Genomic DNA, 15,654 nt, shown 5'->3' with positions numbered 1-15,654 from the left:
TTCTATTTTTTGCTTTAGCTTCGTGCATCATGCGTGAAAATGTTCAGTATCAAGATGGGAGTGAAAGAATGAATTTTGCAGAAGAATATAAAAGAAAACTGAAAACACCGGAAGAAGCGGTGAAACTGGTGAAGGACGGCGACTGGGTGGATTATAGTGTGGGTATCGGTTTCCCTGTGCTGCTGGATGCAGCACTGGCAAAACGCAAAGATGAATTGAGAGATATCAAGATTCGCGGTTCCCTTGCTATGCAGCCCATTCAGGCAGTAGAACAGGATAGAGAACGGAGAACATTTACCTATAACAGCTGGCATTGCTCCGGTTATGAACGGAAATTTTGCGATGAAGGTCTTTGCAACTATATTCCTATGATTTTCCGTAATATGGCATCTTATTACAGACGGTATCTGACCGTAAATGTGGCTATGATTTCCGTGGCACCCATGGACAGCAAGGGATTTTTCAATTTCTCCATGGTAAACTGTACCACCAGAGCCATTCTGGATGCGGCAGACCTGATTATTTTGGAAGTTAACGAACATATGCCCCATGTTTATGGCGGACAGGAAGACTGCATCCATATTTCTGAAGTAGATGTGGTAGTAGAAGGGGAACATAAACCTCTGGCACAGCTGCCTGTTCCTCCAGCAACAGAAATTGATGAGAAAATTGCATCACTGCTTTTGCCTCATATTCCCGATGGCGCTACTATCCAGTTGGGCATTGGCGGTATGCCCAACTCCGTGGGCAAACTCATGGCAGAATCCGATCTGAAGGATTTGGGCATGCACACAGAGCTCCTTTCCGATGGTTTTGTAGATTTGTATGAAGCTGGTAAACTGACAAACAGCCGCAAAACACTCCATCGCGGGAAAGGTGTATTCGGCATTGCACTGGGTTCCCAGCGGCTTTATGATTGGGTAGGAGAAAATCAGGGACTTCTTTCTTTCCCTATGGACTATGTGAACCAGCCCAGTGTTATGGCACAGATGGAAAATATGATTTCCATCAACAACTGTATCGCCATTGACCTGTATGGACAGGTTTCCTCTGAAAGCGCAGGCACACGGCATATTTCCGGTACCGGCGGACAGCTGGACTTTTCCACAGGGGCTTATGATGCGCCTGGCGGCAAAGGCTTTATCTGCATGACATCTTCTTATCGGGATAAGGCTGGTAATCTGAAATCCAGAATCCTGCCCAAATTTACAGAAGGGGATATCATCACAACCCCCAGAACACAGGCGTTCTATATCGTCACAGAATACGGCATTGTGAATCTGGCAGGCAGAAGCACATGGGAAAGAGCGGAACTGCTCATTTCTCTGGCACATCCTGATTTCAGGGATGAACTCATTGCGGCAGCAGATAAGCAGAAAATCTGGCGAAACTCCAATAGAATCTAATTTGTATACAAAACAGGGATTTCTGATGTTTTCAGAGATTCCTGTTTTTGTTGCCAGACACATAAGGGAAAAAAGTGCATACAATAGAAGCAGGGGGTGACGCCTATGGGCAGAAAATGTGTGAACCAATGGAGAAAACGATGGATCGGTTCTCTGATGATTGCGTTGGGAACTGGTGTGTTTTTGGCTTTACTGCTGCCGGGATGTATGTTTCTGGTGGCTGTCCTGCTCATTTGCGGCGGCGCCTGTCTACTCTATAAAAGTTAAGATAATTCACGCATGTTGTTCTTTGGATTGAAAAGAGTGACATGCGTTTTTTGTTGTATTACAAAATATGTTTTGCAGGCTTTTCCGTTTTTCCCCTTTTTGTTATAATTTAATGAGAGAAAGATTAAATACGCAGGGGATGAAAATATGAATGAACCATATAAAATTTTGCTGGTGGATGATGAGGCGGAAGTCCGCACCAGCATTATTCGAAAGATAGATTGGTCTGCCGTTGGTTTTCAAGTGGTAGGCGATGCAGAAAACGGCGTGGATGCGCTGGAAAAAATTGAACAGTTGGAGCCGGATGTGGTATTGACGGATATTCGGATGCCTTATATGGATGGTCTGGAGATGGCAGAGAGGTTGCGGGAAATCCATCCTTCCATCAAAGTGGTGCTCTTTTCAGGCTTTGATGATTTTGAATATGCCCAGAAGGCCATTAAACTGAATATCATCGAGTATATCTTAAAGCCTGTCAACGCAGAGGAAATGATGGAAATTTTGCTACGTATCAAGGGCACACTGGATGAGGAAATCCAGCGTTTGCGGGATTTGACAAACTTACAGGAAAGTTTCCGGAAAAATCTGCCTATCCTACGCGAGAAATTTTTGAGCAATCTGGTGAAGGGCAATGTGGGCAAGGAGGATATTCCTGTCCTTATGGAGGAATATGGTCTTTCCCTTTTGGAAGGAAATCGCTGGGTAGCGGCAAAGGTTATGGCACAGGAAATGGACAATGCCGCTTGGAACAGTTGGAACCTGTTGGCTGTATCTGTACAGCGTTTGCTGGAGGACAGATTCAAGGGCTTTGGCAATTATAGCTGTTTCCAGCGACCATCTGGCATTTGTGTCATTGCTGCCATGGAAAGTGAAAAAGACCTGATGCAATTGACCACTTTTTTCCGGGAATTGTGCAAAGAAGTCAAAAAGATTTTAAATTGTACCCTGATTGTGGGAATTGGACGCGTGGTGGAGAACATCGAAGATATTTCTCACAGCTATGCGGAGGCAAGGGAAGCCGTTGCCTATAGCCGGACTGCCGGTGAAGTGGTTTTTATCTCCGACGTGGAACCACAGAAGGATACTTTGCTCCATTTGGACGAAAAAGATGAAAAGGAACTGAGTTATGTATTGAAGTTCGGCGATGAAGAAATGATACAATCCTGTGTGGAAAGCATTTCTGGCAGAATGCGACAGACAAAGGCGATACAGAGCAGTTTTCAGGCATATATCATCGATATTCTGAGTGTCATTTTGCGCGTAGTACAGAAAAATGGCTTGGAAGAAAACATCGTCTTTGGTAAATACTCTGACTACAACGGTGTGCTCACGGGCATCCGGGACAGCGCGGATATGCAGGACTGGCTTTGTGAAGTCTGCTTTGCCATCAGCGGCAAATTGTATCGGGAACGTGTGGGAACCACTCAGACATTGATTGAAAAGGCAAAGAAATATATTGGGGAAAATTATGCCAATTCCGCCCTTTCATTGGAGATGGTATGCAGTTATCTCCATATCAGTACAGCTTATTTTTCCACCATATTCAAAAAAGAAGTGGGAGAAAGCTATATTTCCTATCTGACGGGCATCCGCATGGAAAAAGCGGCTGCACTGCTAAAGGAAACCGACGAAAAAACATATCAGATTGCCGCAAAGGTTGGCTATGACGAGCCGAATTATTTCGGCTATGTATTCAAAAAGAAATTTGGGGTTTCTCCGAATAAGTTTCGTGGAAAGTGAGGAAAGCCATGGGCATTTTTCAAAAGGGAAAAGAATATCTGCAGCAGCGGTTTTTGGATGGCAGCAAGCATATTGAACTGCGAAAACTGCTGTGGGTTTCCTTTACGCTGACATCTGTGGTGGCAACGCTTTTGATGGGGATTTCTTTCTATTATCGTTTTGCGGCACAATCTGCCCAAACCACATGGGAAGGAAACGATACTCGCATAGAAGATGCGGCAGAACAGGTGACAGCCCATTTTCGTAATATGATCAAAGTGTCGGATACCTTATATTACCGCGTTATCAAGGGGACGGATTTGCAGCAGGATACCATTTCTGATGATTTTCGGCTGATTTATGAAATGAATAAAGATAATGTGGAAAGCATTGCCCTCTTTTCCATTGACGGCAATTTGATTTGTGCTACACCCAATAGTCATCTGCGACCCAATTTTTCATTGCAGAAAGAAGCTTGGTATGGCAGTGCTTTGGATACAGAGGAAAATATCCGCTTTGGGGCACCGCAGGTTTCCCGGGTATTCCGGGCAGAAGGCGATGGCTATACACGGGTGATTCCTATGAGCCGTATGGTACAGCTGACCATGGGAGATCAGACAAAGCGTGGCGTGCTGCTCATCAATCTGCGATATGATGTATTGCAGGATATGCTGGAAAATGTCATGGTAGGGGAAGAATCCTATGTATATCTGGCAGGAGAAAATGGTAATCTGCTGTATCATCCCATGCAGGACCAGATTGCGGCAGGCACCATGAAAGAGGAAACCTTGCCGCTGCTTATGTCCTCTCTGGAAGGAGATGTGCAGGCAAAACCCTATACGTTCCTACATAAGACCATTGGCTATACGGGCTGGCATATGGTGGGGGTATCCAAAGGGGATACGCCGTCTTTGCATAATTGGAAAACACGAAGTTTCATCCTGTTTTTGCTGGCGTTTTTCCTCAATGCCATGATGCTCATCAACTTTTATGTTTCCAGAAAAGTCACAGAGCCTATGCATCGACTGGAAGGTGCTGTAAAACGAATTCAGGCAGGGGATTTGAATACGAAGATACAGGCTTCCGGTGTGTATGAGATACAGAATCTGTCCAATGCCATTGAGGAGATGGAGCGGAACCTGAAACAGCTCATGGAGGATATTGTGCAGGAACATGAAGCCAAGCGAAAAAGCGATTTGATGGTACTGCAAAATCAGATCAATCCTCATTTCCTGTATAATACACTGGATGTCATTGTATGGATGATCGAAAATGAAAAAAGCGGTGATGCCGTCAAAGCGGTGACAGCACTAGCACGATTTTTCCGTATCAGTTTGAGCAGGGGTAAGACCGTTATTCCCGTTTCCGATGAAGTGGAGCATGTGCGAAACTATCTGATGATACAGGAAATGCGTTTCAAAAATAAATTTACTTATGCCTTTGATGTAAAAGAAGAAACAAAACAGCTGGGAACTGTGAAGCTGATTTTGCAGCCCTTGGTGGAAAATGCCATTTATCATGCCATGGAATTTATGGATGATGATGGAGAATTGACCGTAAAAGGTTATCTGGAAGGGGAAGAACTGATACTTTCTGTAACAGATAACGGCTGCGGTATGACGAAAGAGCGAGCAGAAGCCCTTCTGCGTGGGGATTTTGTCCAGACTGGAAAAGGCTCTGGCGTAGGGCTGCGGAATGTGCAGGAGCGAATCCAGCTAGTCTTTGGGGAGAAATATGGTCTGCGCATCCTTTCGGAACCGGATGAGGGTACTTGTATCGAGATTCACCTGCCAGCCATTCCCTATGAAGAAATGAAAGAAAGGGGGATGGTATCATGACCATAAAACAGAAAATCTTTCTTTTTGTGGATATCCTCATTTTGGTTGTGCTGTTTCTGATTTCCTCTACAGATTATATCTGGAAGGAAAGAAAAGTGGATGTGTCCAATATTTCTGTTATTGTAGACATCCCGCAGGACAGCATCAATATGAATCTGCGGGAAGGAGCCAAAAAGGCTGCCCAAGCCTATCATGCAGACATGCATTTTCTCAATCTGCGGGATTATGAAGCACAGCAGATGGATATGCAGACATTGGTGCAGCGAGAATTGGATATTGGATGCGAAGGTATTTTGCTCCAATGTGGAAGCAGCAGAGTCACAGAAGAAATTCTGGAACAGATTCCCGTAGGTGTTCCTGTGGTGCTGTGGGATACAGAAGCGGAATCTCCGCGGGTGAAATCTTCGGTATCCTTTGACCGAGAAGCCATTGCAAGATTGCTGGTGGAAAAAGTATCTGAGGCAAGAGATAAAGGACAAAGTGTAACATTGGTGTCTCATAAAGACAGCAGCGATCAGGTGCAGCGTATGCATGATCTGTTGGAAGAATTGTTCCCCCAGGCAGGCATTATGGTACGGTGTGTGGAACTTGCGGATTATGCAGAAGCAAAAGCGCTTGTCAGTGGTCTTGCAGCACAGGGGGGCAATATGGTTGTTTCCTGTGATACACAGGCACTGGAAGCCATGGCGCAGGTCTGCGAAAATAATGGATGCGAGTTACCTTTGTTTGGTATGGGTTGGAGTGGAATGATCCGAGAACAGCTTGAAAAAGAAAATATTGCTGGCGTGGCTGTGATAGATGCTTGTGGCGCAGGATACTTTGGTGTGCAGAAGCTGACCATGATTATGACTGGAGAAGATCAGAATGAAGAAGAAAGGATTTTTCAGACAATCTGGGTGACCGGTGAAAATATGTATGATCGAAGTCGGGAAGCAATATTGTTTCCTTTTGCGTGAGGTGAGAACAGATGCAGATAAGAAAACAAGCAATCGGTATTTTTTTAGGTGTGATTTGTGTGGTCCTGGCAGTGGTTTGGCTATGGATGCCTCGCATAAAGGAAAAAAAGGAATTGAAAATCGGTGTTTCTCTTTATTCGGAAAGTGACACATTTGTAGACAGCATTGTATCCTCTATGCAGGAACAGGCAGCTGCTTATGAAGCAGAAACAGGCTGTCCTGTCACTTTGAACATTTCCAGAGCCAATGGCTCTCAGCGGGAACAGTATGATCAGGTGGAGCAGTATGTGGCACTGGGCTATGATGCAGTTTGTGTCAATTTGGTAGACCGCACCAACGCATCCAGCATGGTGGATCTTGCTCAGTCGGAAGAAGTGCCGCTGGTGTTTTTCAATAGGGAACCTGTGCGGGAAGATATCCTGCGTGGGGATCATGTGTATTATGTAGGTACAGATGCCAGAGAAACGGCAAGAATGCAGGGAGAAGCGGTGTTGCAGAGCTATGCTGCTTCTGCGGAAAAAATGGACAAGAATGGTGACGGCATTTTGCAGTATGTGATGCTGGAAGGAGAAATGGGGCATCAGGATACCATTCTCCGTTCTGATTATGTACTCCAAACCATTGAAGATGGCGGTGTGAAACTGCAGAAGCTGGATGCGGAAACAGCTGACTGGATGCGCAGCCGCGCAGATGCCATCATGGAACAATGGATTGCGGAAATGGGCGATGAAATTGAATTGGTATTATGCAACAATGACGATATGGCGTTAGGAGCCGCGGATGCTCTAAAAAGAAAAAATTCTACAGCAGCAGTATTTGGTATTGATGGAACACCGGCAGGGCTTGAGGCACTGGAGCAGAAAGTGCTTTGGGCAACGGTTGACTGTGGTGCAAAAGAACAGGGAAAAGCCGTCTTTGGCATTGCTTCAGCTTTGGGTATGGGCAAGGAACTGCCTGAGGATATGGAACTGAGTGATGGCAGATATGTTCGGGTGCCTGTACAGGCGCGGATACATGAGTCCATATTCTGAACAGTTTTTTCGACAAAAAAAGAAAAAAATTATAGGTTTCGCCAAATGAAAAAGAATAAATTCCATGTAGATATAAAAAAATCTCTATTTTTTGCCCGATATAGATTTGATATAATGTTATTAACAACAGGGAGATTGTTGTGTTACATGTGTTTCGGTCTTGGACTGGACAAAATCTAAAGGAGGGTTTATACAATGAAAAAGAAATTTTTGGCGATGCTGATGGCATCCGTGATGGTGTTGGGCCTTGCAGCCTGCGGCGGCGGCTCCAGTGATGCTGCAACAGAAGGCGACGCAGCAAGCGGCGACCTGCCCACAGTCGGTGTATTGATCTACAAATACGACGATACATACATCTCTACCGTAAGAAATTCCCTGCAGGCAGCTTTGGAAGGCAAAGCAAATGTAGAAATGCAGGACGGTAAAGGCGACCAGGCTACACAGAACGACCAGCTGGACGTTATGATTTCCAAAGGCGTTGACGTACTGTGTGTAAACATGGTTGACGCAAAAGCTGCAAGCGGCGTTGTAGAAAAAGCATCCGCAGCAGGTATTCCTACAATCTTCTTCAACAGAGAACCCGATACAGAAGTAATCAAATCCTATGATAAAGCATGCTTCATCGGTACAAACGCAATTGACGCCGGCAAAATGCAGGGTGACATCATCAAAGAACTGTGGGATGCACATCCTGAATATGACCTGAACGGCGACGGCAAAGTACAGTATGTAATGTTCCAGGGCGAACCTGACAACCCCGAAGCAATCGCTCGTACACAGTACAGTGTAGAACAGGCAACTGCTAACGGTCTGACAATGGAACAGGTTGGCGAAACACAGGTATGTAACTGGGATACAGAAACAGCTCAGAAAGCAATGGAAGCTATGCTGGCTGCTAACGAAGGCAAAATCGAACTGGTTATCGCAAACAACGACGGTATGGCTATCGGTTGTGTAGCTGCTCTGTCCAACATTGGCTACAACACAGGTGCTGAAGGCGCTTCTTTCATCCCTGTAATCGGTGTTGACGCTACAGACGCTGCAAAAGACGCAATCGCAAAAGGTCAGATGAGCGCAACTGTTCTGCAGGATGGTGACGCAATGGGTAAAGCAATCGCAGCTGCAGCTCTGAACGCAGCAAGCGGCGCTGAATTCCTGGATGGCACAGAATACACCTACGATGACACAGGTATTGCAGTTCGTATCCCTTACGCTCCTTACACAGGAGAATAATCTCTGATTTTCAGTAATAGATAGGAACAATTGGTTCGCACAGTGGGGTTTTTCCTCACTGTGCGTTCTTATAAGAAAAGAAAGTCCGTGACTGAGAAACATTTGGAAGCACAGCAGCTTATGTTTTAAGAGAAAAAGCTGTCGTTGGGGAAGTTTTAACAAAGAGAAGTTGGCACAACAGACGATTAGGAAGTGTGGTGAAGGCAGTGAGCCAAGAAAAATATGTACTGGAAATGACAGATATCGAAAAGCAGTTCCCCGGGGTAAAAGCTCTGGATCACGCAATGCTCAAACTGCGTCCCGGTACTGTACATGCGCTGATGGGCGAAAACGGCGCAGGGAAATCAACATTGATGAAATGTCTTTTCGGTATTTATAAACAGGACGGTGGTAAAATCGTCATCGATGGTCAGGAAACAGCGTTTTCTGGACCTAAAAATGCGCTGGACAACGGTGTAGCAATGGTACACCAGGAACTGAATCAGGTATTAAAGCGCAGCGTTATGGAAAATATTTGGCTGGGTCGTTTCCCCAAACAGGGTGGACTGGTCAGCCATAAGAAAATGTATCAGGAAACACAGAAAGTATTTGAGGAACTGGAAATCCCCGTTAACCCTAAGACAATCATCGGCAAACTGAGCGTATCCCAGAGACAGATGGTAGAAATCGCGAAAGCCGTATCATATAATGCAAAAATTCTTGTATTGGACGAACCTACATCCTCATTGACCCATGAAGAAGTAGAGCATCTGTTCCGCATCATCAATAAACTGCGTGACAGAGGCGTTGCAATGGTTTACATCAGCCATAAGATGGAAGAAATTTTGCAGATTTCCGACGAAGTTACCATCATGCGTGACGGTAAGTGGATTGCAACAGAAAATGCAAAAGATCTGACAACAGATAAGATCATTCAGCTTATGGTAGGTCGTGACCTGACAGACCGTTTCCCGCCGAAAACAAACAAACCCGGCGAAGTCCTGCTGGATGTAAAAAATCTGACAGGGAAATATATGCCTACCTGTATGGATGTAAGTTTCCAGCTGCGTAAAGGCGAAATCCTTGGCGTGGCAGGTCTGGTGGGCAGCAGAAGAACAGAACTTTTGGAAACCATTTTCGGTATTGCCCATCATCAGAGCGGCGAAATGTACATGCATGGCAAAAAAGTTGTGAATAAAGACGCAAAGACAGCCATCAAAAACGGCTTTGCGCTGCTGACAGAAGAACGTCGTGCCACAGGTATTTTCGGCGGCATGAGCATTCAGTTTAACTCTGTCATTGCCAATATCAAAAACTATCGGAAGGGTCTTTTGCTTTCCAATGCGAAAATGAAAGAAGACACCAAGTGGGTTATTGACAGTATGCATGTAAAAACCCCTAGCCAGAAAACCCATATCCGTTCACTTTCCGGCGGTAACCAGCAGAAGGTAATTTTGGGCAGATGGCTGCTGACAAAACCGGAAGTACTGCTTCTGGACGAGCCCACCCGCGGTATTGACGTAGGTGCAAAATACGAAATCTATCAGCTGATCATTGATTTGGCGCAGGAAGATAAAGGCGTTATCGTGGTTTCTTCTGAAATGCCGGAGCTGTTGGGGATCTGCGACAGAATCATGGTTATGAGCAATGGTCACTTGGCTGGTATTTTGGATGTCAAGGACGCAACACAGGAAGAAATCATGCGTCTGGCAGCAAAATATGTATAATGGGGAGGTAAAAAAGAATGGAAAAATTAAAGAGTTTCAAAGGGGATAAAACCTGGCAGGAACTGCTGCTGGACTATGCTCTGTACATCATCCTGATCATTATGATCATCGGTGTAATTGCGGCTGACCCTACATTTTTGTCTAAGAATAACTTTTTGAAAATTTTGGCACAGGCTTCTACCAGAGGTATTCTGGCGCTGGGTGTTGCTGGTATGATCGTATTGGCAGGTACTGACTTGTCTGCTGGTCGTATCCTGGGTTGTGGTGCTGCAATCTCCGCATCCTTATTGCAGAGTGTTACATATGCATCCCGTATGTATCCTCAGATTACAGAACCCCTGCCAATGGTTCTGCCTCTGCTGCTGTCCATCGTGGTTTGCGTGGCTTTCTGTCTGCTGAATGGTTTTGGCGTGGCAAAACTGCACATGCATGCATTTATTATTTCGTTAGGTACGCAGCTCATAGCATATGGTGCTCTGTGTCTGTACATCGATAGCCAGAAGGGCGGCGCACAGCCTATTGCCAGCCTGGACCCCAGATATATCGAACTGGTAAACGGCTACTGGCTGGGTATTCCTCATCTGGTTTACTTCATGGTAATTTGTGCGGTAATTATGTGGTTTGTATGGAATAAAACCACTTTGGGTAAAAACATGTTCGCTATCGGCGGTAACCCTGAAGCGGCTGCCGTATCCGGTGTAAACGTAGCGAAAAATATCATGATGATTTATCTGGTAGCTGGTATCCTCTATGGTATCGCAGCTTTCCTGGAAGCTGGCCGTATCCAGAGTGTAACAACAGCTACAGGTACCAACTATGACCTGGATGCCATCTCCGGCTGCGTTATCGGTGGTGTATCCTTCTCCGGTGGTGTTGGTACCATCCCCGGTATCCTGATTGGTGTTATCATCCTGCAGGTAATCAACTACAGCCTGTACTATCTGGGCGTTAACGCATATCTGCAGTACATCATTAAAGGTCTGATCATCATTCTGGCCGTTGCCATCGACGTACGTAAGTATATTGCAAAAAAATAATTTTTTCGGTAAGATGTGATAGGAAAATTCCCCCGTTTAACTACGGGGGAATTGTTGCAATTTGAAGCCATAAAAACAAAGGAGGGATTTTGTGACAGATACACAAAAACCTGTAAACCCGGAGGAACTGGAACAACGAATCCATGAACTGGAAGAACGGGAAAAAGCTCTGGAAGAAAAAGAAATCGAACTGAAACAAAAAGAAAGTGCTTTTACAGGTGCGAAATATAACCTGTATTCCCATATCAATGTTTCCTTAAAGACCATGAACATTGTGGTGGCAGTCATTGCAGTGGCTTTGGTCGTTGCCATTGCGGCAGGGGTTATTTATCGATAAAACAGGAGGAACACCATGAAACAAACTTGGAACAAAGAAAGCCTTTTGGCAGCTTATCCCCGTTTTGAAGCACAGCCGGATTTTTATCTGGAACGGATGGCAGATGCGGAAAAAGGCTTTGCAGATACATTCGACAAAGAAGCGGAGCGTTTTTTCAGCGCACCCGGCAGAACGGAAATCGGCGGCAACCATACAGACCATCAGCATGGTTGTGTATTGGCGGCGGCAGTCGATTTGGATATTTTCGGCGCGGCAGCGAAGAATGGCAGCCGTATCATCCGTATTTTCTCCGAAGGCTACGGCATGGAGGAAATTTCTCTGGATGATCTGGAAGTAAAAAAAGAAGAAATCAACACAACAGCTTCTCTCATTCGTGGGGTGGCTTCCAAAATCACACAGATGGGCTATACATTGGGCGGCTTGGATATGTATACCGTTTCCAATGTACTGAAAGGTTCCGGCATTTCTTCTTCTGCGGCTTATGAAGTGCTGGTGGGTACTGTCATCAACGCACTGTATTGCGAAAATAAATTGACACCTGTGGAAATCGCCCAGATTGGTCAGTATGCGGAAAATGTGTACTTTGGCAAAATGAGTGGTTTGATGGACCAGACAGCCTCTTCCGTAGGCGGCGTTGTTGCCATTGATTTCCGGGATAACGCAAATCCCATCGTAAGAAAACTGGATTTTGATTTCACAAAAGCAGGCTATGCCCTGTGTATCATCGACAGCGGCGCAGACCATGCAGACCTGTCCGATGAATATTCTGCTATCCCTATGGAAATGCGTCAGGTAGCGGCACACTTCGGCAAAGAAGTGCTGCGGGAAGTGGCTTTTGCAGACTTTTTGACAGATATGGCTGCTGTTCGGGAAAAAGCAGGTGACCGTGCAACATTGCGCGCTTATCATTTCCTGAAAGACAACCAGAGAGCTATTGACGAAGCGGCAGCACTGGAAGCAGGAGATTTTGACAAGTTCTTATCTCTGGTGAAAGAATCCGGCTATTCTTCTTTCATGTATTTACAGAACGTGTATGTTTCCGGTAGTGTACAGCATCAGGAAGTTGCTTATACTTTGGCAGCTTGTGAAGCGGCATTGGCAGGCAAAGGCGCTTACCGTGTCCATGGCGGTGGTTTTGCCGGAACCATTCAGGCTTTTGTGCCTCAGGAAATGCTGGCAGGTTTTGTGGAACAGATGGAAAAAGCTGTGGGTAAGGGCAGATGTCACGTATTGTCCATTCGTCCCGCAGGTGGTACAGAATTGATGAAGGTTTGAGAAAAACAGGAGGGATGCTCTATGGCAATTTTGGTATTGGGTGGCGCAGGCTATATCGGTTCTCATACGGTGTATGCTCTGTGTGAAGCAGGCAGAGAAGTAGTAGTTGTGGATAATCTGGAAACAGGACACGCAGAAGCGGTACATCCTGACGCAAAGTTCTACAAAGGCGATATTTCCGACAAACCTTTCTTAAACGATGTATTCCAGAAAGAAAATATCGAAGCGGTTATTCATTTTGCTGCTTATTCTCTGGTAGGGGAAAGCGTGGAAAATCCCCTGAAATATTATGAAAACAACTTGAGCAAAACAAGAGATATGCTGGAAGTTATGGTTGCTAACGGCGTGGATAAATTCGTGTTCTCCTCCACAGCCGCTACATATGGCGAACCTGAACGGGTGCCCATTCTGGAAAACGACCGTACAGAACCCACCAACCCTTACGGTGAAACAAAACTGGCAATGGAAAAAATGTTCAAATGGACAGGCAACGCAACAGGTCTGCGTTATGTATCCCTGCGTTACTTCAACGCTTGCGGCGCCCATGTCAGCGGCAACATCGGGGAAGCACATAACCCCGAAAGCCATCTGATTCCTTTGATTTTGCAGGTACCTAATGGTCAGCGTGAATTCATCAGCATTTTTGGTAATGACTATCCTACACCTGACGGCACATGTATCCGTGACTACATCCATGTAACAGACTTGGCGGATGCGCACATTCTGGCTGTGGATTATCTGCTGAAAGGTGGTCAGAGCGACATCTTCAATCTGGGCAACGGCGTTGGTTTCTCCGTAAGAGAAGTTATCGAAACCGCAAGAAAAGTAACAGGTCATCCCATTCCTGCCAAAGAAGTGGCACGTCGTGCCGGTGACCCCGCACAGCTCATTGCTTCCAGTGAGAAAGCGAAAAAAGTGCTGGGCTGGAACCCTCAGCATGACAGTCTGGAAGAAATCATTTCCACAGCATGGAATTGGCACAAAAATCACCCCAATGGTTTTTGAGAAAGGGGAAAGACATGGTATATAAAGCAATTCGAGATTTGGCGCTCTACGGCGTCAGAACAGGGCTGATTACAGAGGCAGATGTGCCTTATGTCATCAACCGCTTGATAGACGAAATGAAATTGGATGCTTATGAAGAACCCACAGGCGAAGCGGAAACAGATTTGGAAACCATTCTGGCTGTTCTGTTGGAAGATGCCTGCAAACGGGAACTGATTCCTGACAGCATCGTATATAAAGATTTGTTCGATACAAAACTTATGGGTGTCATGACACCTTTCCCCAGAGAAGTCATTGGGAAATTCCGTGAACTTCATGGAGAAGACCCGGAAAAAGCAACAGACTGGTATTATGACTTCAGCTGTAATACAGACTACATCCGCAGATACCGCATCAAAAAGGATATGCGTTGGAAAACCATGACAGAATACGGTGAAATCGACATCACCATTAACCTGTCTAAGCCGGAAAAAGACCCCAAAGCCATTGCTGCGGCAAAACTGGCTCCCCAGAGCGGTTATCCCAAATGTATGCTTTGTCGGGAAAATGAAGGCTATGTTGGTCGGGTGAACCATCCCGCCAGAGAAAACCACCGCATCATTCCTCTGCGTATCGCAGGAAATGACTGGTTTTTCCAGTATTCCCCCTATGTGTATTACAATGAACACTGCATCGTGTTTAATGGACAGCATGTACCTATGAAAATCGACAGAAATGCTTTTGCGAAAATGTTCGATTTCATTAACTTCCTGCCGCATTACTTTGTAGGCTCCAACGCAGATCTGCCTATCGTAGGCGGTTCTATCCTTTCCCATGACCATTTCCAGGGCGGACGTTATACTTTCGCTATGGAACGGGCAGAAGTGGAACGGAAAGCAGTTTGCAAGGGCTTTGAGGATGTGGAAATGGGCGTTGTGAAATGGCCTATGTCCGTTATCCGTATTTCCCATAAAGACCATCATCGTTTGATTGACTGCGCGGATATGATTCTGAAAAATTGGCGTGGTTATACAGACGAAGATGCCTTTATCTTTGCGGAAACAGATGGAGAACCTCATAACACCATCACACCTATTGCAAGAAAACGCGGTGATAAATACGAACTGGATCTGGTACTGCGCAACAACATCACCACAGAAGAACATCCTCTGGGTGTGTACCATCCTCACAGCCATCTGCACCACATCAAGAAAGAAAACATTGGCTTGATTGAGGTTATGGGTCTTGCGGTACTGCCTGCCAGACTGAAAGAAGAAATGCAGTGCCTGAAAGAAGCCATCCTTTCCGGCGCTGATCTGGAAGCAGACGAAAAGACCAGCAGCCATGCCCAGTGGGCAAGGGAATTCCTGAAAAAATATGATACTGTGACAGCGGAAAATCTGGACAGTATCATTCAGGAAGAAATCGGTCTGGTATTTGCGCAGGTTTTGGAAGATGCCGGCGTATATAAAAGAACAGCAGAAGGTCAGGCGGCATTTGACCGTTTCCTGCGTCACTGCGGAGCGGAAATCTGATTCCTTCAATAAAAATAAAATAACAAACAAAAAACAGAAGAGCAGGGGTGGAGAATCCCTGCTCTTCTTAGATTATTACTTTAGTGCTGAAGGCTGCAAAGCAGCCTTTAACAACCGCCCGCTCTGCGGGTGAGATTAAAGCTTAAGCAAAAAGCATCGTCCTTGTTGTAAAATAAGGGTGTTCAAGCCTAAATATTTTACATAAGAAAGGACGATGCTTTTATGGCAAACAGTTTAGCACACACAAAATGGGTATGCAAGTATCATATCGTATTTACACCAAAGTATAGAAGAAAAATAATTTATTATGAATTGAGAGCGGATATTCAA

General features: G+C 45.4%; 14 protein-coding genes. All 14 read left to right on the top strand.

From position 1 onward, the window contains the following. Positions 1 to 68 precede the first annotated feature (68 nt). The gene (locus BUB35_RS10745; protein WP_072851622.1) at positions 69 to 1,406 is read left to right on the top strand and encodes an acetyl-CoA hydrolase/transferase family protein; all 1,338 of its coding nucleotides are present in this window, start codon (positions 69 to 71) and stop codon (positions 1,404 to 1,406) included. Between the two features lie 105 nt (positions 1,407 to 1,511). Further along, complete coding sequence (locus BUB35_RS19065) at positions 1,512 to 1,673, top strand: hypothetical protein (RefSeq protein WP_159432887.1); 162 nt, start codon at positions 1,512 to 1,514, stop codon at positions 1,671 to 1,673. A 147-nt stretch (positions 1,674 to 1,820) separates the two neighbouring features. After that, positions 1,821 to 3,413 (top strand): response regulator, encoded by a 1,593-nt coding sequence (locus tag BUB35_RS10740; RefSeq protein WP_072851619.1) that lies wholly within the window; start codon positions 1,821 to 1,823, stop codon positions 3,411 to 3,413. A gap of 8 nt (positions 3,414 to 3,421) precedes the next feature. After that, complete coding sequence (locus tag BUB35_RS10735) at positions 3,422 to 5,230, top strand: sensor histidine kinase (RefSeq protein ID WP_084730651.1); 1,809 nt, start codon at positions 3,422 to 3,424, stop codon at positions 5,228 to 5,230. Beyond that, positions 5,227 to 6,186, top strand: coding sequence for a substrate-binding domain-containing protein (locus tag BUB35_RS10730; protein ID WP_072851616.1), 960 nt, complete (start codon positions 5,227 to 5,229; stop codon positions 6,184 to 6,186). The genes BUB35_RS10735 and BUB35_RS10730 overlap by 4 nt, the downstream gene beginning before the upstream one ends. An 11-nt stretch (positions 6,187 to 6,197) precedes the next feature. Continuing rightward, positions 6,198 to 7,217 (top strand): galactose ABC transporter substrate-binding protein, encoded by a 1,020-nt coding sequence (locus BUB35_RS10725; RefSeq protein WP_072851613.1) that lies wholly within the window; start codon positions 6,198 to 6,200, stop codon positions 7,215 to 7,217. A gap of 195 nt (positions 7,218 to 7,412) precedes the next feature. Beyond that, positions 7,413 to 8,450: a galactose ABC transporter substrate-binding protein gene (locus BUB35_RS10720; protein WP_072851611.1), complete on the top strand. Its 1,038-nt coding sequence runs from the start codon at positions 7,413 to 7,415 to the stop codon at positions 8,448 to 8,450. 206 nt (positions 8,451 to 8,656) lie between these two features. Continuing rightward, on the top strand, positions 8,657 to 10,156 hold the full coding sequence (gene mglA / locus BUB35_RS10715; RefSeq protein ID WP_072851658.1) for a galactose/methyl galactoside ABC transporter ATP-binding protein MglA: 1,500 nt from the start codon (positions 8,657 to 8,659) through the stop codon (positions 10,154 to 10,156). Positions 10,157 to 10,173: 17 nt separating this feature from the next. After that, complete coding sequence (mglC, locus tag BUB35_RS10710; protein ID WP_072851608.1) at positions 10,174 to 11,193, top strand: galactose/methyl galactoside ABC transporter permease MglC; 1,020 nt, start codon at positions 10,174 to 10,176, stop codon at positions 11,191 to 11,193. Between the two features lie 91 nt (positions 11,194 to 11,284). Beyond that, complete coding sequence (locus tag BUB35_RS10705) at positions 11,285 to 11,530, top strand: hypothetical protein (RefSeq protein WP_072851605.1); 246 nt, start codon at positions 11,285 to 11,287, stop codon at positions 11,528 to 11,530. A 15-nt stretch (positions 11,531 to 11,545) separates the two neighbouring features. Beyond that, on the top strand, positions 11,546 to 12,805 hold the full coding sequence (locus BUB35_RS10700; protein ID WP_072851603.1) for a galactokinase: 1,260 nt from the start codon (positions 11,546 to 11,548) through the stop codon (positions 12,803 to 12,805). Positions 12,806 to 12,826: 21 nt separating this feature from the next. Continuing rightward, positions 12,827 to 13,810 carry a UDP-glucose 4-epimerase GalE gene (galE, locus tag BUB35_RS10695; RefSeq protein WP_072851600.1) on the top strand — a complete coding sequence of 328 codons (984 nt, stop codon included), beginning with the start codon at positions 12,827 to 12,829 and terminating at the stop codon, positions 13,808 to 13,810. 14 nt (positions 13,811 to 13,824) lie between these two features. Beyond that, entirely contained in the window at positions 13,825 to 15,324 is a 1,500-nt protein-coding gene (galT, locus tag BUB35_RS10690) for a UDP-glucose--hexose-1-phosphate uridylyltransferase (protein WP_072851597.1), read from the top strand. 222 nt (positions 15,325 to 15,546) lie between these two features. Further along, a partial coding sequence (locus tag BUB35_RS10685; RefSeq protein ID WP_200777596.1) for a transposase occupies positions 15,547 to 15,654 on the top strand: 108 nt, incomplete at its 3' end.

Origin of the sequence: Anaerotignum lactatifermentans DSM 14214 (assembly GCF_900142265.1) — a bacterium.
Taxonomy (GTDB): domain Bacteria; phylum Bacillota; class Clostridia; order Lachnospirales; family Anaerotignaceae; genus Anaerotignum; species Anaerotignum lactatifermentans.
This window is presented reverse-complemented; position numbering and strand designations above follow the sequence as displayed.

Bases quoted from the DNA above. Each gene is read 5' to 3' on its own strand.
- galT (WP_072851597.1), top strand. From the start codon at position 13,825: ATGGTATATAAAGCAATTCGAGATTTGGCGCTCTACGGCGTCAGAACA.
- mglC (WP_072851608.1), top strand. From the start codon at position 10,174: ATGGAAAAATTAAAGAGTTTCAAAGGGGATAAAACCTGGCAGGAACTG.
- BUB35_RS10725 (WP_072851613.1), top strand. From the start codon at position 6,198: ATGCAGATAAGAAAACAAGCAATCGGTATTTTTTTAGGTGTGATTTGT.
- BUB35_RS10740 (WP_072851619.1), top strand. From the start codon at position 1,821: ATGAATGAACCATATAAAATTTTGCTGGTGGATGATGAGGCGGAAGTC.
- BUB35_RS10700 (WP_072851603.1), top strand. From the start codon at position 11,546: ATGAAACAAACTTGGAACAAAGAAAGCCTTTTGGCAGCTTATCCCCGT.
- BUB35_RS10720 (WP_072851611.1), top strand. From the start codon at position 7,413: ATGAAAAAGAAATTTTTGGCGATGCTGATGGCATCCGTGATGGTGTTG.
- BUB35_RS10735 (WP_084730651.1), top strand. From the start codon at position 3,422: ATGGGCATTTTTCAAAAGGGAAAAGAATATCTGCAGCAGCGGTTTTTG.
- galE (WP_072851600.1), top strand. From the start codon at position 12,827: ATGGCAATTTTGGTATTGGGTGGCGCAGGCTATATCGGTTCTCATACG.
- BUB35_RS10730 (WP_072851616.1), top strand. From the start codon at position 5,227: ATGACCATAAAACAGAAAATCTTTCTTTTTGTGGATATCCTCATTTTG.
- BUB35_RS19065 (WP_159432887.1), top strand. From the start codon at position 1,512: ATGGGCAGAAAATGTGTGAACCAATGGAGAAAACGATGGATCGGTTCT.
- BUB35_RS10745 (WP_072851622.1), top strand. From the start codon at position 69: ATGAATTTTGCAGAAGAATATAAAAGAAAACTGAAAACACCGGAAGAA.